This is a genomic window from Dyella sp. (assembly GCF_036384435.1).
Classification (GTDB): domain Bacteria; phylum Pseudomonadota; class Gammaproteobacteria; order Xanthomonadales; family Rhodanobacteraceae; genus GSA-30.
Genome location: NZ_DASVMI010000086.1, coordinates 1 through 22665, shown reverse-complemented (window position 1 = coordinate 22665; position 22665 = coordinate 1). Strand labels below are relative to the sequence as shown.

The following is a 22665-nucleotide window of genomic DNA, read 5'->3' as shown; positions in this document are numbered from 1 at the left end:
GCCGCTTGCGCAGTTCATCCTGTACGCGGGCAAACGTGCCGCGCCAGCCGCGCAGTGCGATGCTTCCAAGCAGTCGCTGGCGGAAATAATTCAGGCGCTTGAGGCGCCATGTCAGGTGCCGGCTCAGCTTCGATCCTTCACGCGGTCAGAGATTCTGGTAATTCGGACCCGAGCCGCCTTCCGGCGTCACCCAGTCGATGATCTGGTAGGGGTCCTTGATGTCGCAGGTCTTGCAGTGCACGCAGTTGGCTGCGTTGATCTGCAAGCGTTTGCCTGCTTCGTCCTTGACGATCTCATACACGTTGGCCGGGCAGAAGCGTTGGCAGGGGTTGCCGAACTCCGTGGCACAGCGATCGATGCAGATGGTGGTGTCGGCCACGCGCAGGTGGATCGGCTGGTCTTCGTCGTGCTCGGTGGCGGCGAAGTACACGCCTGCCAGGCGGTCGCGTGGCGCGAGGTCGCGTTGCACGTAGTCGCGCTTGGGTTCTTCCTGCTGGCCAAGCTTGTGCAGGGCGTTGTAGTCGGCCTTGTTCTTCAGTGTCCAGGGCGAGGCGCCGCCGGTGACGGTCTCCCAGGCTGCATTCAACATGCCCAGCCACAGCCCCTTCTTGAAACCAGGCTTGATATTGCGTACTGCCTTGAGCTCGGTCATGACTTCCGAGCCGCGCAGTCTGGCGTTCCAGCCGGCGCTGCTGAGGGAGTCGGCCACATGCTCGGCGGCCAGCATGCCCGAGCGGATCGCCTGGTGCGTACCCTTGATTTTGGGCACGTTGAGGAGGCCCGCGGTGTCGCCGATCAGCAGGGCGCCTGGCATTTCCACGTTCGGCAGTGACTGATAGCCACCGGTGACGATGGCGCGGGCACCGGCCGACAGGATGGTGCCGCCCTCCAGCATGGGCTTGACGGTTGGATGGTTCTTCCACTGCTGGAAGGCCTCCCACGGCTGGTAGTTGGGATCGCTGTAATCCAGGCCGCTGACGTAGCCCAGTGCGATGCGGTCCTTGTCCAGGTGGTACAGGAAGCTGCCGGCATAGGTATGCGGGTCCGCCGGCCAGCCGAAGGTGTGCACGATCTTGCCCGGATCGCCCCGGCCCGCAGGCACCTGCCACAGTTCCTTGATGCCGATGGAGTAGCCCTGCGGATCGCTGTCCTTGTCCAGCGCGAAGCGCTTGATCAACTGTTTGGTCAGGTGGCCCCGTGCGCCTTCGGCCAGCACGGTCAGCTTCGCCTTGATATCGATGCCCTGCGTGTAGCCCGGCTTGTGGGTTCCATCCTTGGCCACGCCCATGTCGCCGATGCGTACGCCGGCCACTGATCCGTCATCGTTGTAGATGTTCTCGGCGGCGGCGAAGCCGGGAAACACATCCACGCCCAGGGCTTCGGCCTGCGGCGCCAGCCACGCGCACATGGCGCCCAGCGACACGATGAAATTGCCCTGGTTATGCATGCCCGGGGGGATCGGCAGCTTGCGCGCGCCAGTCTTGCTGAGCAGGTAGAACTCGTCGTGCTTGGCCGGGATGCAGATCGGTGGCGGGTTGTCGCGCCAGCCCGGCAGCAGGGCGTCGAGTGGCTGCGGCTCGATCACCGCACCGGAGAGGATCTGCGCACCGATGGTGGAAGCCTTCTCGATCACGCATACCGAGATATCCGGCTTGACCTGTTTCAAACGAATCGCGAAGGCCAGGCCGGAGGGGCCTGCACCGACGACGATCACGTCGTATTCCATCGTTTCGCGTTCGCTCATGGCGGACTCCAATCAGGCTGGCACGGTGTCACCGTGCTGGCGGGTACGGAAAAGCGCCATTGTCCTTTTTCACGCACCCAGGGGCAACGCGTGGTGCAGCACGGCTTGCAAACGTTTCACATCCGGCGGCGATAATCAGCAAAGCCTGCTGGAGAGATCATGAATACATTGCCACCGATCGCCCCTTTGGATATGCGCCGCGCCAGCCTCTGCCAGTTGCTGCACTGGCTTGCCGCCGGACGGGTGCAGCCGGAGGTCCTGGCCGAGGTGTACCAGGATGCGATCGAGCGGATCAATCCGGAGCTCAACGCCTATCTGGGCTCCGTGCCGGGCCTGGTGCAGGAGCAGGCGAGAGCAGCGCAGCATCGGCGCCGCGACGGCGTGATCGGCCGCCTGGACGGCATTCCGATCGCTTTGAAGGATAATTTCGACGTAGCCGGTTGGCCTACGCGTGCCGGCCTGGCTGGTCGCCGGGCGCCAGCTCAGGAGGACGCCCACGTGGTATCGCGCCTGCGCGCCTCCGGTGCGGTACTCCTGGGCAAGACTCACATGGACGAGGGCGCGCTGGGCGCGGTGACGGATAATCCGCACCATGGCCCCACGCACAATCCTTATCGTCACGGATACTGCGCGGGTGGCTCATCCGGCGGTGCGGCGGCGGCCGTCGCCGCAGGTCTGGCGGTGGCCGCCATCGGTTCGGACAGCCTCGGTTCGATCCGCATTCCTGCCAGCTATTGCGGCATATTCGCGCTCAAGCCGACACATGGCGAGATTTCGACGCGTGGCATGGTCGCCGCCGCGCGGCGTCTGGATGCGGTCGGTCTGCTGGCACGAAGCGTGGACGACCTGACTGTACTCTTGCAGGTGCTGGCCGGTTACGACGCTGACGATGCGCGTTCGCGCCGACGACGTGTGGCGTTTTCGCCGCCAGATTGGGAGCCGGGCAATCTGCGGGCAGGCTTGTTGGGTGATCTGGGCCGATTCGGCGTCCAGGCCGACGTCATCGAGGTATTCAACGCGGCACTTGAAAAGCTTCCGCGTGAGCTCGGTGAGCGGCGCACGGTCGACTTCGACGACTGGAACTTTGCCAGGACGCGTCGTGCCGGCCTGCTGCTGATGGAGGCGGAAATGCTCGGCACGTTTGCTGCCGACCTTGAAGATACGCAGCATCCGGTGTCCGAACGTTTTCGCAAGATGCTTGGTTATGCGGCAAGCAAGAGCGCGGCCGATTACGCTGTTGCCGATCGCGTGCTGGATGCTGCCACGCTCAAGATGCGCCGGCTCTTTTCGCAGGTTGACGTGCTGGTGCTGCCGACCACGCCGCAGGGAGCCTTTCCGCTGGATGGCCCCGTACCCGATACCCAGGCCGACCTCACCAGCTTCGCCAGCCTGGCCGGTTGTCCCGCCGTGAGCATTCCCATGGGGCGGCTGCCCAATGGCCTGCCGATCGGCATGCAACTGGTTGGCGCCCGGGGTTCGGATCTACGCTTGCTTGAGCTGGCATCCGTCTGCGCCGCCACATTGGACGCGGAGCCGGCGTATCCGGCCATCGCCTGACTGTGGATCTGTTTGCGGCGGCGCGAGGCAGGGATTGGGAACGCATCGACTTGCCTGGGGCGGACCTGCGCTGGATACCTCAATGGCTGACGCCGGGGCGCGCCTCGGACTTGTTCGAGGCCTTGCGCGAGCAGATTGCCTGGGAGGTGCATCGCATCCGCATCTTTGGCCGCCAGGTCGACTCGCCGCGGCTCAGTTGCTGGGTTGGCGATGCCGGGGCGACCTACGTTTACTCGCGCACACGATTCGAGCCGCAACCGTGGACGCCGTTGCTGGCCGATCTGCGTGGTGATGTCGAGCGGGCCTGCGATGCGCACTTCAATAGTGTGCTAGCCAATCTATATCGCCATGGCCAGGATGCGATGGGCTGGCATAGCGACGACGAGCCGGAACTTGGGGCCGAGCCGGTGATTGCGTCATTGAGCCTGGGCGCCGAACGCAGCTTTCGATTTCGTTCGCGCGATGGTGTGCGTACGGTGCGTTCCATCACCTTGCCCTCGGGCAGTCTCCTGCGCATGGCTGGCCGCACCCAGGCGTTGTATCAGCACGATCTGCCGCGACGCATGCGTGAGAGCGAGCCGCGCTTGAACCTCACCTTTCGCTGGATTCAGCCTGCGCAGCGATGACGATCTGAGCGACTGACCGGGTGTGCCAAGATCACTGGACTCGCTGCGCCGTTACCCACTCGACCACCTGGCGCGCTAGCGCGTCGTCGGCGCGGCCGAAGGCTGCCACGACTTCCGGGACGGCTTTGCCCTGGACGGGTTCGGCGATCTCGAAGCTATGTGTGGCGAGGATATGCAGGCCGTTGGTACGTACCAACTGAGCGTCATAGCGAATGACCACCGTTGGCTGGCCGTCGCGGTATTCGGTCTGGAACGCTCCCAGGTTGCCAGCAAGACTGAAATCAGCTTGCAGCGATGCGTCGTCGCTGCTCAAGGCCGTCATGCGTCCATCGTCGCGGAAGGCGTCCAGCAGGCGATTGCGGAACAGGGCAGGACCGCTATCGGTCCAGCGCGCCCCCTGGTAAACGCTGACCACGTTGCCTTCAGGCAGCACGACGATGCGTGCACTGTCGAGCATGCGGCCAGCCTGTGGGGTTTCGATGCGCAGCGAGCCGGTCAGCATGCTGGCCGCCCGGGCATGCGCCAGCGGTGTCGCCGGCAGGCGATAGATACTTGGCGACTCGGCTTTTGGCAGCACCGAGCAGCCGGCTAGCAGAATCATCAGCAAGGAAGCGGTGGTGGTGTGAAGCCTCATGGCACGAACTCCTTGCTGCGATCGCGGCCTAATAGATAACCGGCCGGGTTTTCGTCGATGCGACGGGTGATGCCGCGCAGCGAACTGGCGGCGTCGCGCAATTCGTGCACGGCAGGCCCCACTTCGTTGAGACCCTGCAGGCCACCGTTGAGTGCGTCGCGATTGTCATTGAGGATGCGGTCCAGGCTCGCGGTAGCGCGTTCAAGCGAAGCCATGGCATCGCGCGCGCTGTCCAGGGTCTGTCGTGCCTGGCCATTGATCAGCGTATTGGCGCTGCCGGCCAGCTTCTGGGTCTGGGCGAGCGTGGCGTTGGCTTGCTTGCTGGCGATGGCCAACTGGCGCAGCAACTCGCGGATATCTTCCCGCTGGTCGGCGATCACGCCAGTGGCCTTGTCCAGGTGTTCGAGAGTCTGGTCGATGTGCGCCACATTTTCGGCCGAAAGCAGCTTACTGGCACGCGCGACCACTTCATTGATGTTGGTCATCAGGTCCTCGCCGTTGGCCAGCAGCTTGGTCAATGGCGACGGATCGGCCACGATCACCGGAATCTGACCGTCGGCGGCAACGAGCGCGGGGCTGCCTGGTGTGCCACCGCTGAGCTGGATGATGGCCAAACCGGTTACGCCGGTCAGTGCAAGCTTTGCATGGGTGTCTTTCAATACCGGGGTGTCGCCGCGCAGGCGGATGATGGCAAGCACGCGGCGCGGGTCGGCAGGGTCCAGGCGCAGATGGGTGACATCGCCCACCTTGATGCCGTTGTACTGCACGGCACTGCCCTGCGAGAGCCCGGTCACGGCTTCATTAAAGACCACTTCGTATTCGAAGAACTGCCGGTCAGAACTGGATTTGGCCAGCCACAGAGCAAATAGTAGGGCGGCCGCCACGATCACCACCGTGAAGGTTCCGATCAGGACGTGATGTGCGCGGGTTTCCATCTCACTTCACCTCGGCAATGGAGCCGCCGGCCACACGCTCGGCGGCCTGTTCGGCGGCACGGCCACGCGGGCCGTGAAAATAGTCCTGCACCCAGGCATCGTCGTATTCGGCCACCGTTTGCAGGCGGTCGCAGACGAGCACTTTTTTCTGCGACAGCACCGCAACGCGATCGCAGGTGGTGTAAAGCGTGTCCAGGTCGTGCGTTACCAGGAAGACAGTCAGACCCAGCGCGTCACGCAGCGTGATGATCAACTGGTCGAAGGCGGCGGCGCTGATGGGATCGAGGCCGGCCGTGGGTTCGTCCAGGAACAGAATCTGAGGATCAAGCGCCAGTGCGCGTGCCAGTGCCGCGCGCTTGACCATGCCTCCGGAAAGTTGCGAGGGCAGCTTGGCGTCCGTGCCCAACGGGAGTCCGGCGAGGGCCAGCTTCACGCCAGCCAGGTGCATGGCGTCCTGGCGGGAAAGACCGGCGTGCTCGATCAGCGGCATGGCGATGTTCTCGCCCACGGTCTGTGAAGAGAACAGTGCGCCGTTCTGGAACAGCACGCCGAATTGCCGCTCTACCTGGGATCGCCGCACGGCGGGCAACGTCAGCAGGTCTTCGCCGAAGACATGCACGCGACCGGCCGTCGGACGTTGCAAGCCCACGATGCTGCGCAGAAGTACCGACTTGCCGGTACCAGAGCCACCTACCACGCCAAGGATTTCCCCTCGGCGTACGTCAAGATCCAGGTGTTCGTGGACCACCTGGGTGCCGAAGCGGTTGGTGAGGTCGCGAACCTGGATGATGTCCTGCGAGGCTGGCGTGGTCACGGCGTTCACCAGCCCATCTCCATGAAGAACAAGGCCGCCAGCGCATCGACCAGGATCACCACGAAGATCGACTGCACCACGCTGGAAGTGGTATGCGTGCCGACCGATTGCGCGCTACCGGCCACCTTGAAACCCTCCAGGCAGCCGATGACGCCAATCAGGAAGGCGAAGACCGGCGCCTTCACCATGCCCACCAGAAAGTGCTGCACACCGATATCGGACTTGAGCAGTGAGATGAACATCAGTGGCGTGATGCCCAGGGTGAGTGCGCAGACCACGCCGCCACCGATCAGGCCGGCCATCATCGCCACAAACGTGAGCATCGGCATGGAGATCAGCAGCGCCATCACACGGGGAAGCACCAGCAGTTCCACGGGATCCAGGCCCATGGCCCGGATGGCGTCGATTTCCTCGTTCGCCTTCATCGAGCCGATCTGCGCCGTGAAGGCGCTGGCGGTGCGGCCGGCCATGAGGATCGCCGTTAGCAGCACGCCGAATTCGCGCAGGAAAGAAAAGCCAATAAGGTCGACCGTATAAATGGTGGCGCCGAAGTCGGCCAACACCGTGGAGCCAAGAAAGGCCACCACCGCGCCGACCATGAAGGTCAGCATGGCCACGATCGGCACGGCATCCAGGCCGGTCTGTTCCATATGGGCCACCAGCGGGGTGATGCGCCAGCGTCGGGGGCGCGGCAGGCTGCGAGCCAGGGTCTCCAGTGTCAGCCCGATGAAGCCCAGCAGTTGCACGGTCCGTTTCCAGACCGTTTCCATGGACACGCCAATTCTTTCCAGGATGTCCGCGATCGACGACGGGCGAGCGGGTGGTGCTGGTTTGCAGTAGCTGTCCAGCGCCTCGCCGACTGTGCGCAGCAAGGCTTGTCGCGACGCCGGCATGCCGGGGCTGCTTCTGGCCAGCTCACCGAGGCGACGGGCACCCAATAGTTCGACCAGGAGGGATGCGCCAGCGGTGTCGAGTGCGCCCAGGCCATCCATGTCAATCGGCGTGTCGTCGCGCAACTGGGTTTTGACGCGGGCTATGTCGCGTTCCAGAGCAACGTACCCGGCAAGGGTCCAATCTCCCGCGATACGCAACTGCGGGGGATGCTTGGAGACGTCGAGTTGGGCGCTTCCGGTCGCTACCGTTGGATTCATGGCGCGATCTTACACGTAGGAACGTGCGTTGGGACGGGATCTGAAGGCCATCTTTATGGATGGCTTTTCCAAACGTGTGTTGATACGCGATTTACGTTAAATTTCTGCGCTTGACGTTCCGCATTCGGACACCCTCCGCTCAGTGAATCCTCCGTTATGTCCATGATTTCCCGCCTGGATGCGCTCGAAGCCGAAAGCATCCATATTTTCCGCGAGACTGCCGCCAGCTTCCAGCGGCCAGTAATGCTCTATTCCATCGGCAAAGACTCATCGGTGCTGTTGCATTTGCTGCGCAAGGCGTTTTATCCGGCAAGACCCCCTATGCCATTGCTGCACGTCGACACTACCTGGAAGTTCCGCGAAATGATCGAGTTTCGCGAGCAGGTTGCCGCCCAGGGCGACGTGAAGATTTTGGTACACATCAACGAAGAAGGAGTGCGACAGGGTATTTCGCCGCTAACCCATGGATCGGCGGTGCATACGGATGTCATGAAGACCGTGGCGCTCAAGCAGGCATTGGACAAATATCGGTTCGATGCCGCTGTTGGCGGCGCCAGGCGTGACGAAGAGAAATCCCGGGCCAAGGAGCGGGTGTTCTCATTTCGTAACGCACAGCATCACTGGGATCCGAAAAATCAGCGGCCGGAGCTTTGGAATCTGTTCAATGCTCAAATCAACAAGGGAGAAAGCGTGCGCGTATTTCCCCTGTCCAATTGGACGGAGCTCGATGTGTGGAATTACATCCGGCGGGAGGAAATTCCAGTGGTGCCGTTGTATTTTGCACGGCCCCGACCTGTCGTGGAGCGTGACGGTGCGTTGATCATGGTTGACGATGATCGTTTCACATTACGCGAAGGCGAGTCGATCACTACCCGGGAGGTACGCTTTCGTACCCTGGGCTGCTATCCCCTGACTGGTGCGATCGAGTCTGACGCCGATACGCTGGATAAGATCATCGATGAAATGAGCGCCTCGCGCAGTTCCGAGCGTCAGGGTCGGATCATCGATAACGATCTTAATGCGTCGATGGAGCGCAAGAAGCAGGAAGGGTACTTCTGATGGATATCCTGCAGGCTTCCGATGTCCAGGCATCGACCGATCTCTTGCGATTTATCACCTGTGGCAGTGTCGATGACGGCAAAAGCACTCTGCTGGGTCGCCTCCTGTACGATGCAGGTATGGTGCCAGACGATCAGATCGCGGCGTTGAAGCGCGATAGCCGGCGCCTGCATGTCGATGCGGATGAGGACTTGCTGGACTTTTCGTTGCTCACCGACGGTCTCGACGCTGAGCGTGAGCAAGGCATTACGATCGATGTGGCCTACCGTTACTTCCAGACTGGGCGACGCAGTTTCATTGTCGCTGACTGTCCTGGGCACGAGCAGTACACCCGGAACATGGCAACCGGAGCCTCGCAGGCTGATGTGGCCGTTGTCTTGGTGGATGCTCGCCAGGGCTTGCTGACTCAAACCAGGCGCCATACATATATATGTGCGTTGATGGGCATCAAGCATGTTGTTCTGGCGGTGAACAAGATGGATCTGGTCGACTATCGCCAGGACATCTATGCCGCCATCGTGACCGAATACCGGGCGCTGGCGACGCAACTGGGTATCCATGGCATTCATTGCCTGCCGGTTGCGGCTTTGCTTGGAGATAACGTCGGACAACGTTCCGCAAGGATGCCCTGGTACAGCGGCCCGGCGCTGCTGGAGACGCTGGAAAGCCTGGTTGTTGACACCGCTCAGTCCTCCGATTTCCGCATGCCTGTGCAATGGGTCAATCGACCGGACGCGAGTTTTCGCGGATACGCCGGCACTTTGTGTGGAGGGCGTGTGAGGGTTGGCGACGAAGTCGTCATTCAACCTGCCATGCAGGGTGCCCGCGTCCAGCGCATCGTCACCGCAGACGGCGATCTTCATCAGGCTGTGGAAGGGCAGGCGGTGACGCTGGTTTTCGATACAGAAGTCGATGCCAGTCGAGGGGATATTATTTCTTCTGCAGGCAGGCCGGCCGAGGTTGCCGACCAGTTTGCCGCGCATGTCTTGTGGATGAGTGGCGAAGCATTGCTACCCAACCGTACTTACTGGTTGAAAATGGGGACCCGGACGGTCAACGCGCGAATCACGGCGATCAAGCACAAGGTGGACGTCAATACGCAGGCGCATCTGGCGGCTCGCCGTCTGGATTTGAACGAGGTGGGTTATTGCAATATTGATCTCGATCGCAGCATTGCGTTCGAACCATACAGGCAAAGCCGGACACTGGGCGGATTCATTCTTATCGACCGTCAGACGCATGCAACCGTAGCGTGCGGCATGCTCGATTTTGCTCTCAGGCGCTCGAGCAATGTGCATTGGCAGCACCTTGATATAGATAAGAAAATTCGTGGTGCGAGCAAAGGACAGCAGGCCCGATGCCTCTGGTTTACCGGCTTGTCCGGTGCGGGAAAATCGACGGTGGCCAACCTGGTCGAGCGCCGCCTGCATGCCCTGGGTTACCACACGTATGTGCTCGATGGAGACAACCTGCGTCACGGCCTGAACAAGGATCTGGGTTTCACCGCCGAGGCACGCGTGGAGAACGTTCGCCGCGTCGCCGAGGTTTCGCATCTGATGGTGGATGCGGGGTTGATCGTACTGGTATGCGTGATCTCGCCGTTTGCGGCCGAGCGTCAATTTGCGCGCGAACTGTTCGACGATGGCGAATTCGTCGAGGTGTTCGTCGATACGCCGCTGGCCGAATGCGAACAGCGCGATCCCAAGGGGCTCTACCGCAAGGCCAGGGCGGGTGAGATCCGTAATTTCACGGGCATCGACTCACCCTATGAAGCCCCTGAGCGCGCCGAGATCCATCTGCGCGCCGATGGCCGCAAGGCCGAGCAACTGGCTGAAGAGGTGGTCCAACACCTGGTCGGGGAGCTTTCGTCGCCTTGATGCTTGGCGCAGCGCAGTACAAACTCCGCTGCGCCAAGGCTTGGATTGGTTGCCGGAAGGCGGTGATAATTGGCGACTTTCCCCAGGATCGCGCGCCATGACCGAGAAGACCATCCTCAACGAAACCCATCGTGCGCTCGGTGCGCGCATGGTCGACTTCGGCGGCTGGGATATGCCGATCAACTATGGCTCGCAGATCGAGGAGCACCACGCCGTGCGCCAGGATGCCGGCATGTTCGACGTGTCCCATATGACGGTGATCGACTTGCATGGCGAGCGCACGCGCGACTTCCTGCGCCACCTGTTGGCCAATAGCGTGGACAAGCTCAAGGTGCAGGGCAAGGCCTTGTACACATGCATGCTCAACGAGCACGGCGGGGTGATCGACGACCTGATCGTTTATTTCTTCGACGAGGCGCATTTTCGCCTGGTCGTGAATGCGGCGACCCGTGCCAAGGACCTGGCATGGATCGAACAGCAGGCCGCCGCCTACGGCGTGAACGTGAAGGAGCGCCCCGACTTCTCGATGATCGCCGTGCAGGGGCCGCAGGCACGTGCCAAGGTGCTGGCCCTGCTGCATGAGGGTGACCGGTCGCGCATCGAGAAGCTGGGCAAGTTCGCCGCCGCGGCAGGGCAAGGTCCCGATGGCATGCCATTGTTCATTGCGCGCACCGGTTACACCGGCGAGGACGGCTTCGAGATCATCGTGCCCAACGAGCACGCCGTGGCGTTGTGGCAGGCATTGGCTGAGGCTGGTGTGCGGCCGGCAGGCCTCGGTGCACGCGACACGTTGCGCCTGGAGGCGGGCATGAACCTGTATGGCCAGGACATGGATGAGGACGTCTCTCCGTGGGAAGCCAACCTCGGCTGGACCATCGTGCTGGACGAGGGGCGCGATTTCATCGGCCGGGCCGCGCTGGAAAAGCAGAAGCTCGAAGGGGTCAAGCGCGTCATGGTGGGCCTGGTACTGGACGACAAGGGCGTGTTGCGTCACGGGCAAAGGGTGCTGACGGCGAACGGCGAGGGCGAGATCCTCTCCGGCAGCTTTGCCCCTACGCTCAACAAGGCGGTGGCGTTTGCGCGCATTCCCACGGGTGACGCTGGCCAAGTGCGGGTGGATATCCGCGGCCGTGAAGTACCGGTGCGCATCGTCAAGTATCCATTCGTGCGCGATGGCCAGCCGCAACCGGGCATCTGAATCTGTCTGAAGAGGTCGTGCCGGGCTGCGGTCTTGCGTTGACCCTTTCGGCGGCCTGGCCGGAAGTCCGGCAAGTTCTCGTTACCCCTGCCGATGCATCGCGACACGGTGTCGCCGCGCATCGGCACTCAGTACAATCGGCGCCAGCATCCGCGTCCGGTCACCCACAGCGCTTACCAGGAGCCAACATGAGCGAGATCCCAGGCGATCTGAAATTTCTGAAGTCCCACGAATGGGCCCGCGTCGAAGACGATGGCATCGTGCGTGTGGGTATCTCTGACCATGCCCAGGGTCAACTGGGTGACCTGGTCTACGTCGAACTGCCGGAAATCGGCCAGAGCGTGAAGGCTGGCGAAGGTGCGGCCGTCGTGGAATCGGTCAAGGCGGCCTCGGATATCTATTCGCCGGTGTCCGGCGAAGTCGTCGAGATCAACGAGGAGCTCAGCGACAGCCCTGAGACCATCAACGATGATGCGTTCGGCAAGGGCTGGATCTTCGCTGTGCGCATCAGCGACCGTGGCGAACTCGACGAGCTGCTTTCGGCCGATGAGTACGCCGAAGTGGTCGAGAACGACGAGCACTGAAAAAGGCACCTCCTGGCGAGGTAATGAAACGACGGCCGCTCATGGGCGGCTGTCGTTTTTTTGCGACGAATGATTCCCATGTCGAGCTTCTCCTGATCGATCGTCGCCGGATGTTCGATATCGGACTCGGGGTCGTGGCGAGCGATCTGTCCGCTGATTCATCCCATTGCCGGGGGCTTGGGACTTCCCGGGAAGGACATTGCAAAAAAATCTGCTCAGTCAGTCGCGTTTCGTTCATCCAAAATGGGGTGCCAGATGCGTGCCTCAGGTACCGTTCGGCCCTCTTGAGCGCCTTGACCAATGTAAGGTGGCTGTAGGGTCCGATTTTCTACAAAAGTAGCGTTTTTAGGGTGTTTTATGCATTTCGGTTTGTCTGTAGATAATGCGTTCGACGCAGATGGACGTCCAAATGCGAAGCCCGTGCACGTCGGAAAAGTCAGTTGCGACAGCGCTTTTAGTGACATCACTGGGTGGATGAAACGCACTGATTTCACAGCTAAAATCAATTGACAGTAGAAATTTTCAGGAATAGCTTTCGCTTCAGACCACGGGGACCGGGTGTTATGACGTCATCGAAATTCATCAAGCCTTATGTAGACCACGGAGAGAAAGCCGGAGCAGTACGCAAGATCACGGTATCGATTCCGCGGCATGTACTGAGGTTGTTATCCGATGAACGCACCCGCCGCCAGGTCAACAATTTGAGGCACGCCACGAACAGCGATCTGCTGGTTGAGGCGTTCCTGCATGCTTTTACTGGGCAACCACTGCCAACTGATGAGGAGCTGAGACGAACCATGGCCACTGCCAAGAAAGCCACCAAGAAAGCCGTAAAGAAAGCCACCAAGAAGACCGCCGCGAAGAAGGCTACTGCCAAGCGTCCGGTCGCCCGCAAGCCGGCCGCCAAGAAGGCTGCCGCCAAGAAGACTGTTCGCAAGACCGCGAAGAAGGCCGCTGCCAAGCGTCCGGCCGCCGCCAAGAAGGCAACGGTGAAGAAGGTCGCCACCAAGAAGGTTGCCAAGAAGGCTGCCGCCAAGCGCACCGTGAAGAAGGCTGCTGCTGCCAAGGTGGTCAAGGCCACTCGCGCCGCCAAGGCACCGAAAGCTGCCAAGGCTCCGAAGGCCGCCAAGGCCGCCAAGTAATACAACAACGATATAAGTCTCGACTTGCTCTCCCTGCGGTGCCCAGCGCAGGGAGAATCTTCGAAAGCGATTCGTCCCGGCTCCGGTCGGGACGCTTCGTTTCCGGCCTTTGGACCACGCCGTCCTCAGTGGCACGGATCCTCAAGCCGCACCACACGAGCTAGCGCGAAATCCCACGCGCATGCTGTGATGGGGCCGACGAATTGCCGAGTTGTCCCTTTAAGGGTACCTTTGCATCATCCGCGCCGCGGTCGCCTGGGGAGGCTGCCGCTCCTGGATCCACAGGGGGAAAAAGCGCGGGTATCTGGCATGACTCAGCGAGAGACACCATGGATACCCGAAACACACTTCATGCGCGTCGCTACGCGCGAGGGGCTATTCGCCCCGTCGCCATCGCCATTGTGGGCGTGATCGGACTGATCGCCGCAGGTGCATGGTTGCTTATCTTCAAGCCGCACGAGGACATGGCCCTGTCCGATTCAGGTGGCCACCCGTCCACGCCAGTCACCGCCGGCAAGACTGCGGCGCCCACGCCGGCAAATGTCGGGGCCATGAGCCTCAACGAACTGCTTTCTGAGGCGCGCAAGGCGATGAACGACCAGCGCATGCTTGCGCCGGCCGGCAACAACGCCTTCGAGTTCTACCTTAAGGTGCTGGAAAAGCAGCCGGGCAACCAGGTGGCCGCCGATGCCTTGCGCGAGACGTTCCCGTTTGGTGCCAATTCGGCCGAACAGGCGATCAATCAGCGTGATTTCAACGAAGCCCAGCGACAGATTGACCTGCTTGCCAAGGCCGATCCTGCCAATTACACACTGACCATTCTTCGCTCCAAGCTCGACGCACAGCGCAAGCTGCAGGATCGTGAGCAGCAGCAGGCCACCGACAAGGAGCGCCAGCAGCAATTGGCGGCGCAGAAGGCCGCCAGCGACAAGATCGAGGCCGATCGCCTGGCGGCTGAGCAACAGAAGACCGCGCTCGCCGCCGAACAGCAGAAGGCCGCACAGGCACGGGCCGCGCAGCAGCAGGCCGAGTCGGCTCGGCAGCAGGCGATGGCCCAGCAGTCTGCCACTGCGCCAACGGGAGGAAGCGCTGCCGGCGGTGCGGGTACGCACGGTCCGGTGCTGGTCAAGGGGGGGCAGCCTCGCTACCCGACGGCAGCCATGCGCTCGGCACAGGAAGGCTGGGTGGAAGTGAGCTTCACCATTTCGCCGGATGGCAGTGTCGCCAACGTCAAAGTGGTCGATGCGCAGCCGCGCCATGTATTTGATCGTGCCGCGATGGATGCGGTCAGTCACTGGAAGTATGAGCCGGCCACCCAGGGCGGCACCCCGGTGGCTTCGGAAAGGCAGCAGCGCATCGAGTTCAAGCTTAATTGAGTGGGGCGAGCTCTGAGGCCGGCTGCTGCGCAGCCGGCCTCACCGCTTTTTCTTCCTCTTGGCCTTGCCCTTCTTCACGGGCGCGGCGGCAGCGGCAGGGGCGTTGCTTTCCACGTCGGCCCAATCCACATGGGGCAGGCCCAGGAGGCTGTCCAGGACCATGGGCATCAGGCCCGATGGCATCGCGCCAGCCGAATTCCACAGAGTAACCACGCCGGCGTGGTACTTGGGGAAGAAGCCGATCATCGTGCGGTAGCCTTCGACGGCGCCAGCATGGAAGATCAAGGTTTCGTCGCCATACTTGAATACGCGCCAGCCCAACGCGTAATGCGCGTCGGTGATGCGGGCGCGGCGCCAGGGCGTGGAGTGCATTTCCACCGGAGTGTCCACGCCGGGAGCATGCAGCGTATCGAGCAGGGGCTGCGGCAATACTTCCGGGCGGCCGCCCATCTGCGCGATCAGCCACTGCTCCATGTCGTGCAGGCTGGCGTTGACGCCAGCGGCCGGTGCCACGCGGTAATAGGTTTCCTTGGGTTCGAACGGTATCCAGCTGCCCTTGCCGGCAGCACGGTGCGGCCGGGCCCAGCTTTTGCTCGATTCCAGCGCGTCACGGCCGTAGCTGGCGGTCTTCATGCCTAGTGGCAGGAAGATGTTCTTATCGACCAGGCGATAGAAGAACTCACCGGTCTGCGCATACAGCACGTCGCCGATGAGGCTGAAGGCCACGTTCTGGTACCCGTAGCACTGCCCCACGCCGCAGGCCATGTCTACTTCGTCCAACCTTCGCACCAGTTCCTCATAGGAAATGTTGCCTTCCAGCATGTTGTCGTAGGTGTTGCGTGGCAGGCCAAGACGCTGGCCAAGGATGTCGCGCACCGAGGCTTGGCTGGAAGCCTGGGCGTCCTTGAGCTTGAAGAAAGGCAGCACGTCGGCGAGCTTTGTGTCCCAGCTCAGCTTGCCATCATCGACCAGCACCCCAGTGACGGCGGTAGCGAATGCCTTGGACAAGGAGGCCAGGCGGAACACGGTGTCAGGCGTCACCGGCTCTTTGGTGGCCGCGTCGGCGTAGCCTATCGATTGCTCGAATACGACCTTGTCGTCGATCACGACGGCTGTAGCGAGGCCGGCGACGGCGTTGCGCTGTTCGAGCTTGTTCAACCATTCCTTGTAGGAGGTCAGCGTCTCCTTGACGCGTGCGGGGGGAAGCTCCTCCCGGGAAAATGCTGCTGGATGGGCGGCTGTGGTCTCGGCACTGCCGGTGACCTGCATGGCGAACGCGGGTGTGCAGGCCACGCTGGTCAGACCAGCCATCATCAGGAAAAGGGTACGAAACGGCATGCTGCTCAACAAAGGTCTCGGCGGCGGGGATACGCCTTGGAAGAAATGATGGACGACACGACGCGTGATGGTCGATCACGGGATTGTCGTGCACTTGCGCATGAGCTACAACGAAAAATCGGCGTCGATTGCACGGCTATGGCATTGCGGTTCAGTCGTGCCCACACGTGCGCCAGTTCCAGGATATGGACCGCGACCGGCTCCTGAAGGTTCTTGCGGCCTGATGTTGCGTAGCAGCAGTATCCGCGCATCGTGTTAGTCTTGCCGGGGCCCACCCCGGATACGCTCTCGTGAGCAGTCATCGCCGATCCGACTCTGCGTCATCCCATTCTGCCGCGTGGCTATCCGCGCTGGCATTCTTTTTTGTCATGACGTCGTACTACATCATTCGGCCGGTGCGCGATCAATTAAGCGGCGCGGTCGGTTCGAAACTACTGCCCCTGTTCTACGCGGTGACTTTGGCGGTGATGCTGATCATCACACCGATCTTCGGCGCGTTGGTGGCCAGGTTTCGTCGCAAGGCCCTCCTTGGCTGGAGTTATTCATTTTTCGTAGCCTGCCTGTTGGCATTTGTACCGGTGTTCGTGGCGCAAGATCGTATCGGTGCCCGTCAACTGGGCATCGTGTTTTATGTGTGGGTCAGTGTCTTCAACCTGTTCGTAGTGTCGCTTTTCTGGAGCTTCATGGCGGATATCTTCAGTGCAGACCGGGCGCGCGTAGTCTTCCCGCTGATCGCGCTGGGTGGCATGGCTGGAGCGATTTTCGGCCCATTGGTAACCAAGGCACTGGTCGCTATGCTTGGGGTGGCTCCTTTGCTGGCGGTCTCTGCCACGGGTCTTGCGATTGCCTTGGGGCTACTGCTTTTTCTATCCAGCGAACAAGAAAAGATTACCCACGGTCAAGGTGGCGAGCCTGTGGGTGGTTCGTTATGGGCGGGAGTGCAGCAGCTATTTACGCGTCCGTTCCTGATGTATATGGCGGTGCTTATGCTGCTGGGCGATGGCATCGGCACATTCGCATACGCACTGGTGGCTGACTACAGCAAGGCGCATCTGGTCGACAAAGTCGCTCGGACCTCGTTCTATAACGATCTAGATCTCTACGCCAACCTACTAGGTGTGGTCCTGCAATTGGCTATCACTCCATGGGTGCTACTGCGGCGTGGGCCTGTTACCGCACTGGTCATCACATCGCTGGTCAACTTGGTCCTGTTGGTCGCGATCGTGATTTGGGGTCCCGGTGAACTGCCAGGTATAGGGATGCCCTTGCTGGCTGTGCTGATGATCGGTTCGCGGGGCTTTACCTACGGCATGACCAAGCCCGCCTCCGATGCGCTTTATACGCGTGTGCCGCGAGAGGCACGGTATAAGGGCAAGAACTTCATCGAGACGGCCATCTGGCGCTTGGGCGATCTACTGGTCACCGGTAGTGTCACCGGACTTACGGCACTGGGTGTGGCCGCCGGCGGCATGGCGGGTATCGGTGCTGGTTTGTCAGTGCTGGCAGCCTTGGTGGCGCGGGCGGTGGGGCGTACCCCGGAGGTGATCGATAACGCCTCCTTGCAACAGCCTGGCCTGCCTGGACGCCCACTGACCAGGCTATGAGCTCAACTGGCGATGTAGCGCTGAAGCTGTTCGATCTGTTCGGCCTGCTCGCCGATGACTTCCTTGACCAGGTCGCCGATCGAGATGACCCCGACCACGGTTTCCTCATCCACCACTGGCAGATGGCGGATGCGGCTATCGGTGCACAGGCGCATGCAGTCAAAGACGTCGGTATCCGGTGCGACCGTCAGCACAGGGCTGCTCATGATCTCCGATACGGCCGTCTGCGCCGACGAGCGCCCCTGCAGGATCACCTTGCGCGCATAGTCACGCTCGGAAACGATGCCGACCAGCACGTCGCCGCGCATGACCAGCAGGGCACCCACTCGATGTTCGGCCATGTGCTTGATGGCTTCGAGCACCGGGGCTTCGGGTGCGATGGCATGGCACTGGCTGCCCTTGCTCTCCAGAAGATGTTTAACCTGACGCATGTCTCGGGCTCTCTCTCCGGCCGCGGACCGGCCGCGTGATGGGCAGTCTAGCGCTGGCGTGTGGCGCGAATGTAGCGTCGGCGTGAAGTCCTGCCATTGCTCCGGCTTGGCGAAGTCCGCCGTATTCCTAGCCGCGGAACTCCTCATCAATGAAATACAGCGGCCGCTGCTTGCTCTCCGTGTAGTTGCGACCCAGGTATTCGCCGATGACGCCCAGGGCAAGCAATTGCACCCCGCCCAGGAACAGGATCACCAGCATCAGCGTGGGATAGCCGCGGACGGGGTCGCCGTAACAGATGGCTTTGACCAACACCCACGTGCCGTACAGGAAAGCCATGCCCGATGACATGAGGCCGACCCAGGTCGCCAGCCGCAAGGGTGCTGAGGAGAAAGAGGTGATGCCTTCGATGGCCAGTTGCAGCAAGCGCCAGTAATTCCATTTGGTGGTGCCGGCCTGGCGTGGCTCGCGATGGTAATGCACAGCCGTTTGTCGATAGCCGATCCAGGCAAACAGGCCTTTCATGAATCGCTGGCGCTCGCGTAGTTGGCGTAATGCGTCCAGTGCCCGGCGCGAGAGCAGGCGGAAGTCACCGGTATCGCGCGGGATTGGCGTATCGGAGAGTTTTTCCATGCCACGATAGAACGTGGCGGCAGTAAATCGCTTGAAGCGCGTTTCGCCTTCGCGCACCGTACGTGTGGCATAAACTACGTCATACCCGGCCTGCCATTGCTCGACCAGTTGGCCGATCAACTCCGGCGGGTCTTGCAGATCGGCGTCGATCACCACTACCGCCTCGCCATCGGCCAGATCCAGCCCCGCGGTGAGCGCTGCTTCTTTGCCGAAGTTGCGTGAGAGACGGATTCCACGCACAGGCAGGCCAGGCGAGCCCAGCGCGGTAATCAGCGACCAAGTGTCGTCGGCGCTTCCGTCATCGACGTAAAGGACCGAGCAGGCCAGCGACAACGGCGCGAGCGCCGCAGCCAGGCGGGCATGGAAGGCGCCGATGACGGCCGCCTCGTTGTAGGCAGGTACGACGACGACGAGTTTCTGCATGGGTTCGTTACGCGGATGGATCACAGGCATCTTAACGCATGGCGCGCGAGACCCCGATCAGCGCTTGCCCTGCAAATAGCCAGGGCCGCCGAGCTGATTCATCTGCTGCTGGATCCAGTTGGCTCGCCCCTGCACATAGGCGCTGGGATGGTCAGCATGGAAACGGCGCGGATTAGGCAACACCGCGGCCAGTCGTGCAGCCTGTGCCGGCCCGAGGCGGGCTGGGGGCATACCGAAGTAGGCGTCGCTGGCAGCGCCGACGCCGTAGATACCATCACCCAGCTCGGCGATGTTCATATAGACCTCAAGGATGCGTTGTTTGGGCCAGGTCATCTCGATCAGTACCGTGAAGTACGCCTCCAGGCCTTTACGGATGAAGCTGCGGCCATTCCAGAGAAACAGATTCTTGGCCGTCTGCTGGCTGATCGTGCTGGCACCGCGCAGGCGCTTGCCCTCGTCGGCCGCATCAATGGCATCCTGGATCGCATCGACGTCGAAGCCATGATGGAACGGAAATTTCTGGTCCTCACCGGCCACCATGGCCAGGGGCACGTAAGGCGAAACTTCTTTCCAGGGCACCCAGTGCTGGTGGATTTCAAAACCATGCTGGCCGTGAACCAGGGCGCTGACGCGGCGCTCCATCATCACAGCCGATGTCCACGGAGGGACGAAGCGCAGCACCAGCACCATCAGCCAGCTGAGCGCCAGCCAGGAAACCAGCACGATGGCGGCGGATTTAAACAGGCGCAGCAGCAGCGAACGGCGGGTAGTCATTGCGGACTCGAGCATGGCGTTGCCCGCAGTATATCGGGCCTTGCTGAAGTGTCGGGGCAAGGTTGCGTCGGAAGCGTTTTGCCCCCACATTCACCGATCTGGCCGAGACAGGCCCTCCTTTTCTGTTTCATGAGGCCCAAACGTGGAAACCGTGTTGGTCGAAGACGTGCTGCATCCCTTCCTGCTTGAAAAAGCCGGCGTGCGTGGCGTGATGGTGCGCCTTGGCGCTTCCTGGCGCGAGGTGGCCGCACGCGCGGAATATCCGCCAGCGGTGCGTGTCCTGCTGGGACAAAGCCTGGCGGCGAGCGCGCTGCTGACATGCAATATTAAGTTTGATGGCGCGCTGTCGATCGAACTCAAGAGCAATGATGCGCTACGCCTGTTGTTCACCGAATGCACCGATCGGGGCCGTCTGCGTGGCCTGGCGCGCTGGGAAGCTCCCTTGCCTGAACCTCTGGCGATCAACGAACTCAAGGACGCCACGATGGCCATCACCATCGGGAGCGTCGACCGGGGGCGATACCAGGGATTGGTCGACTTGCGTCGTCCGGATCTGTCCACTTCGCTGGAAAGCTATTTCGAGCAATCGGAGCAGTTGCCGGCCCGGATCGTTCTCGCTGCCGATGGTGTCTGCGCGGTCGGCCTGATGCTGCTGCGCCTGCCTAGCGAAGGTGGTCACGACGCGGCCGACGATGAAGATGGTTGGAATCGCGTCGAGCACCTGACTGCTACGCTGGGCCAGGACGAGCTACGCAACACGGCCCCCGAAGACCTGCTTTACCGTCTCTACCACGAAGAATCGGTGCGCCTGTTCGAGCCGCGTCCGCTGGCGTTCGGCTGCAGTTGCTCCCGCGACCGCGTGGAATCGATGTTGCGTTCCCTCGGTCGCAAGGAAGTGGAGGCCGCGCTGGAGGCACGTGATGGCGAAATCGAGGTGATCTGCGAATTTTGTGCAAAACGTTATGTCTTCGACCGCATTGATGCCGGGCACTTGCTCAGCGCAGGTCATACCGCAGAAGCACCGACCACTGAGCAATGAGTTGTTGCCGCGCAGAGAAGCCGCTCGCGTTGCTCGTTAAGAAGCCGCGCCTGCAGCGTTGCAAAGAGTAAAGAGAGAACACCAGCAACAATCAGCATGCTTGCTCCTGCTGTCCCTCTTTACTCTTTACAGGCGGCACAGCCGCCGATGTCACGGCGCTGCACGCGCGGCCTCTCAGCGAATGCTCTCAAGGCAAAGCAAAATGCCGCTCCCTTTCCAGCCACACCTCCGCCGGGCGCGGCGTGGCGAACAGGAATCCCTGCCCATAGCGGCAGCCAACGCGTTGCAATGCCTGGCGCTGGGGGTCTTCCTCGATACCTTCGGCAATTACCTGCATTTGCAGGGAGTCGGCCAGCACCTGAATGGCGCGCACCACGGCCAGGCCGTTGCTGTCCTCACGCTGGATCTCGGTCACGAAGGATCGATCGATCTTCAGCGTATCTATGGGATATTGATGCAGGTAGCTCAGCGATGAGTAGCCGGTGCCGAAGTCGTCCAGCGCGATGCCCACACCTTGTTCGCGCAGGTCGCCGAGCATGCGTTTGACCTGGGTCGGGTTTTCCAGGAGGGCGCGCTCGGTGACTTCGATACGCAACGATTGAGGTGTCAGCCGATGCGCGGCGAGTTGATCAAGCAGGCGCTTGTCCAGGTCCGCCGAACGGAAATGGCGGCCGGAGACGTTGATGCTGACGAAGCCGTCCTGGCCGACCAGCGCTTGCATCTGCGCGAACACCTGCTCGAAGATCTGCCAGTCGATACTTTCCGAACAACCGCTTTCCTCGGCCACGGCAAGGAAGTCGCTAGGCGTAAGTAGCCCCCGTTCGGGGTGCCGCCAGCGCAGCAGTGCCTCGTACCCGACCGTGCGGCCGGTATCGAGTGCCACGATCGGCTGGTAGAACGGCACGAACTCGTTACGGCTAAGGCCGCGACGCAAGTCGCCCTCCATCTCCAGTAGGGACAAGGCTTCGCGGCGCAGGCGATCGTCGAAGATGGCCGCGCGATGACGGCCTTCGTCCTTGGCGCGATACATGGCCGCATCCGCATCGCGCAGCAGTTCCTCAGGGCGTTGGTAGTGCTGGCCAGGCAGGGCGATGCCGATGGAGGCGGAGGTGAATATCTCCTTGGCGCCCAAGCGGAACGGTGCCTGCAATTCATCGATGATGCGTTCGGCGATCAACGAAGCCATGCGCAGATCAGTGATGCCTTCGGCCAGCACCGCGAATTCGTCACCGCCCAGGCGCGCGACCACGTCGCGTGTTTTCAGGCAGGCACGGATGCGCCCGCCGACCTGGAACAACAGATCGTCGCCTACCAGGTGACCCACCGAGTCATTGATCACCTTGAAGCGATCCAGGTCGATGAACAACACGGCGAACAGTTCCTGCGCATTGCCGTGGTAGCGCTGCAAGGCCTGCTCCAGGCGTTGCAGCAGCAGGGTGCGGTTGGGCAGGCCGGTCAGCGAGTCATGCAGGGTTTCATACTTGAGACGGCGCTCGACGCGTTCGCGTTCGGCGATCTGTTCGCGCAGGTCACGGTTGGCCAGGGCCAATGCGCGCGTGCGCTCGGTGACACGGCGCTCGAGGCTGGCGTAGGCCTGCTTAAGCGATTCGGTCGTGTGCTTGCGTTGCAGTGCGTTGGCCACGTGGTAGCCGACAAACGTCAGCAGTTCCTGGTCGCGCTCATCGTAGGTGTGTTCGGGCGAATAGCTCTGTACGGCAAGCACCCCCA

The 22665-nt window shown here is 61.7% G+C and carries 19 protein-coding genes and 1 pseudogene; 10 read left to right on the top strand and 10 right to left on the bottom strand.

The window, feature by feature from the left end; translation table 11 throughout:
• Positions 1-145: 145 nt before the first annotated feature.
• Positions 146-1744, bottom strand: a complete 1599-nt coding sequence (locus VF436_RS08465; protein ID WP_330903571.1) for an electron transfer flavoprotein-ubiquinone oxidoreductase — start codon at positions 1742-1744, stop codon at positions 146-148.
• A gap of 159 nt (positions 1745-1903) precedes the next feature.
• On the opposite strand from VF436_RS08465, the gene VF436_RS08460 reads away from it, so the two are divergent.
• Complete coding sequence (locus VF436_RS08460) at positions 1904-3301, top strand: amidase (protein WP_330903570.1); 1398 nt, start codon at positions 1904-1906, stop codon at positions 3299-3301.
• A 2-nt stretch (positions 3302-3303) separates the two neighbouring features.
• Positions 3304-3927 carry an alpha-ketoglutarate-dependent dioxygenase AlkB gene (locus tag VF436_RS08455; protein WP_330903569.1) on the top strand — a complete coding sequence of 208 codons (624 nt, stop codon included), beginning with the start codon at positions 3304-3306 and terminating at the stop codon, positions 3925-3927.
• A 31-nt stretch (positions 3928-3958) separates the two neighbouring features.
• Here VF436_RS08455 and VF436_RS08450 read toward each other — a convergent pair whose 3' ends face one another.
• Genes VF436_RS08450 through VF436_RS08435 form a run of 4 tightly spaced genes read right to left on the bottom strand, consistent with a single transcriptional unit; the run spans position 3959 to position 7461 of the window.
• Complete coding sequence (locus VF436_RS08450) at positions 3959-4561, bottom strand: ABC-type transport auxiliary lipoprotein family protein (RefSeq protein ID WP_330903568.1); 603 nt, start codon at positions 4559-4561, stop codon at positions 3959-3961.
• Positions 4558-5496 (bottom strand): MlaD family protein, encoded by a 939-nt coding sequence (locus VF436_RS08445; protein WP_330903567.1) that lies wholly within the window; start codon positions 5494-5496, stop codon positions 4558-4560. The genes VF436_RS08450 and VF436_RS08445 overlap by 4 nt, the downstream gene beginning before the upstream one ends.
• Position 5497: 1 nt before the next feature.
• Positions 5498-6310 carry an ABC transporter ATP-binding protein gene (locus tag VF436_RS08440; protein WP_414649830.1) on the bottom strand — a complete coding sequence of 271 codons (813 nt, stop codon included), beginning with the start codon at positions 6308-6310 and terminating at the stop codon, positions 5498-5500.
• A gap of 5 nt (positions 6311-6315) precedes the next feature.
• On the bottom strand, positions 6316-7461 hold the full coding sequence (locus VF436_RS08435) for an ABC transporter permease (protein WP_330903565.1): 1146 nt from the start codon (positions 7459-7461) through the stop codon (positions 6316-6318).
• A gap of 156 nt (positions 7462-7617) precedes the next feature.
• Between VF436_RS08435 and cysD the strand changes: the two genes are divergently transcribed.
• The 6 genes and pseudogenes from cysD to VF436_RS08405 all read left to right on the top strand — a co-directional run bounded on the left by cysD (position 7618) and on the right by VF436_RS08405 (position 14697).
• Positions 7618-8520, top strand: coding sequence for a sulfate adenylyltransferase subunit CysD (gene cysD, locus VF436_RS08430; protein WP_330903564.1), 903 nt, complete (start codon positions 7618-7620; stop codon positions 8518-8520).
• Positions 8520-10397 (top strand): sulfate adenylyltransferase subunit CysN, encoded by a 1878-nt coding sequence (gene cysN / locus VF436_RS08425; RefSeq protein WP_330903563.1) that lies wholly within the window; start codon positions 8520-8522, stop codon positions 10395-10397. The genes cysD and cysN overlap by 1 nt, the downstream gene beginning before the upstream one ends.
• Before the next feature lie 97 nt (positions 10398-10494).
• Positions 10495-11595, top strand: a complete 1101-nt coding sequence (gene gcvT, locus VF436_RS08420; protein ID WP_330903562.1) for a glycine cleavage system aminomethyltransferase GcvT — start codon at positions 10495-10497, stop codon at positions 11593-11595.
• Positions 11596-11783: 188 nt separating this feature from the next.
• The gene (gcvH, locus tag VF436_RS08415) at positions 11784-12179 is read left to right on the top strand and encodes a glycine cleavage system protein GcvH (protein ID WP_330903561.1); all 396 of its coding nucleotides are present in this window, start codon (positions 11784-11786) and stop codon (positions 12177-12179) included.
• 563 nt (positions 12180-12742) lie between these two features.
• Positions 12743-13018 (top strand): annotated as a pseudogene (metJ, locus tag VF436_RS21795) (met regulon transcriptional regulator MetJ); the annotation flags it as partial.
• 632 nt (positions 13019-13650) lie between these two features.
• Complete coding sequence (locus VF436_RS08405; protein WP_330903560.1) at positions 13651-14697, top strand: energy transducer TonB; 1047 nt, start codon at positions 13651-13653, stop codon at positions 14695-14697.
• 39 nt (positions 14698-14736) lie between these two features.
• On the opposite strand, the gene VF436_RS08400 is transcribed toward VF436_RS08405, so the two are convergent.
• On the bottom strand, positions 14737-16035 hold the full coding sequence (locus tag VF436_RS08400) for a serine hydrolase domain-containing protein (protein WP_330903559.1): 1299 nt from the start codon (positions 16033-16035) through the stop codon (positions 14737-14739).
• 290 nt (positions 16036-16325) lie between these two features.
• On the opposite strand from VF436_RS08400, the gene VF436_RS08395 reads away from it, so the two are divergent.
• Entirely contained in the window at positions 16326-17639 is a 1314-nt protein-coding gene (locus VF436_RS08395; protein WP_330903558.1) for an NTP/NDP exchange transporter, read from the top strand.
• Between the two features lie 2 nt (positions 17640-17641).
• Here VF436_RS08395 and VF436_RS08390 read toward each other — a convergent pair whose 3' ends face one another.
• The 3 genes from VF436_RS08390 to mtgA all read right to left on the bottom strand — a co-directional run bounded on the left by VF436_RS08390 (position 17642) and on the right by mtgA (position 19913).
• Positions 17642-18070 carry a CBS domain-containing protein gene (locus tag VF436_RS08390; RefSeq protein WP_330903557.1) on the bottom strand — a complete coding sequence of 143 codons (429 nt, stop codon included), beginning with the start codon at positions 18068-18070 and terminating at the stop codon, positions 17642-17644.
• 127 nt (positions 18071-18197) lie between these two features.
• Complete coding sequence (locus VF436_RS08385) at positions 18198-19124, bottom strand: glycosyltransferase family 2 protein (protein ID WP_330903556.1); 927 nt, start codon at positions 19122-19124, stop codon at positions 18198-18200.
• Positions 19125-19181: 57 nt separating this feature from the next.
• Positions 19182-19913, bottom strand: a complete 732-nt coding sequence (gene mtgA, locus VF436_RS08380) for a monofunctional biosynthetic peptidoglycan transglycosylase (protein ID WP_330903555.1) — start codon at positions 19911-19913, stop codon at positions 19182-19184.
• A 127-nt stretch (positions 19914-20040) separates the two neighbouring features.
• On the opposite strand from mtgA, the gene VF436_RS08375 reads away from it, so the two are divergent.
• Positions 20041-20937 carry an Hsp33 family molecular chaperone HslO gene (locus tag VF436_RS08375; RefSeq protein WP_330903554.1) on the top strand — a complete coding sequence of 299 codons (897 nt, stop codon included), beginning with the start codon at positions 20041-20043 and terminating at the stop codon, positions 20935-20937.
• A gap of 187 nt (positions 20938-21124) precedes the next feature.
• Here the strand turns inward: VF436_RS08375 and VF436_RS08370 are convergent.
• Positions 21125-22665 (bottom strand): putative bifunctional diguanylate cyclase/phosphodiesterase (locus VF436_RS08370; protein WP_330903553.1); only part of this gene is annotated, 1541 nt, incomplete at its 5' end.

What these genes read in the sequence shown, in the direction of transcription:
- VF436_RS08390 (WP_330903557.1), bottom strand. Translation starts at nt 18,070, where the DNA reads ATGCGTCAGGTTAAACATCTTCTGGAGAGCAAGGGCAGCCAGTGCCAT.
- VF436_RS08450 (WP_330903568.1), bottom strand. Translation starts at nt 4,561, where the DNA reads ATGAGGCTTCACACCACCACCGCTTCCTTGCTGATGATTCTGCTAGCC.
- VF436_RS08465 (WP_330903571.1), bottom strand. Translation starts at nt 1,744, where the DNA reads ATGAGCGAACGCGAAACGATGGAATACGACGTGATCGTCGTCGGTGCA.
- gcvH (WP_330903561.1), top strand. Translation starts at nt 11,784, where the DNA reads ATGAGCGAGATCCCAGGCGATCTGAAATTTCTGAAGTCCCACGAATGG.
- mtgA (WP_330903555.1), bottom strand. Translation starts at nt 19,913, where the DNA reads ATGCTCGAGTCCGCAATGACTACCCGCCGTTCGCTGCTGCTGCGCCTG.
- VF436_RS08385 (WP_330903556.1), bottom strand. Translation starts at nt 19,124, where the DNA reads ATGCAGAAACTCGTCGTCGTCGTACCTGCCTACAACGAGGCGGCCGTC.
- VF436_RS08400 (WP_330903559.1), bottom strand. Translation starts at nt 16,035, where the DNA reads ATGCCGTTTCGTACCCTTTTCCTGATGATGGCTGGTCTGACCAGCGTG.
- cysN (WP_330903563.1), top strand. Translation starts at nt 8,520, where the DNA reads ATGGATATCCTGCAGGCTTCCGATGTCCAGGCATCGACCGATCTCTTG.
- VF436_RS08445 (WP_330903567.1), bottom strand. Translation starts at nt 5,496, where the DNA reads ATGGAAACCCGCGCACATCACGTCCTGATCGGAACCTTCACGGTGGTG.
- gcvT (WP_330903562.1), top strand. Translation starts at nt 10,495, where the DNA reads ATGACCGAGAAGACCATCCTCAACGAAACCCATCGTGCGCTCGGTGCG.
- VF436_RS08405 (WP_330903560.1), top strand. Translation starts at nt 13,651, where the DNA reads ATGGATACCCGAAACACACTTCATGCGCGTCGCTACGCGCGAGGGGCT.
- cysD (WP_330903564.1), top strand. Translation starts at nt 7,618, where the DNA reads ATGTCCATGATTTCCCGCCTGGATGCGCTCGAAGCCGAAAGCATCCAT.
- VF436_RS08460 (WP_330903570.1), top strand. Translation starts at nt 1,904, where the DNA reads ATGAATACATTGCCACCGATCGCCCCTTTGGATATGCGCCGCGCCAGC.
- VF436_RS08435 (WP_330903565.1), bottom strand. Translation starts at nt 7,461, where the DNA reads ATGAATCCAACGGTAGCGACCGGAAGCGCCCAACTCGACGTCTCCAAG.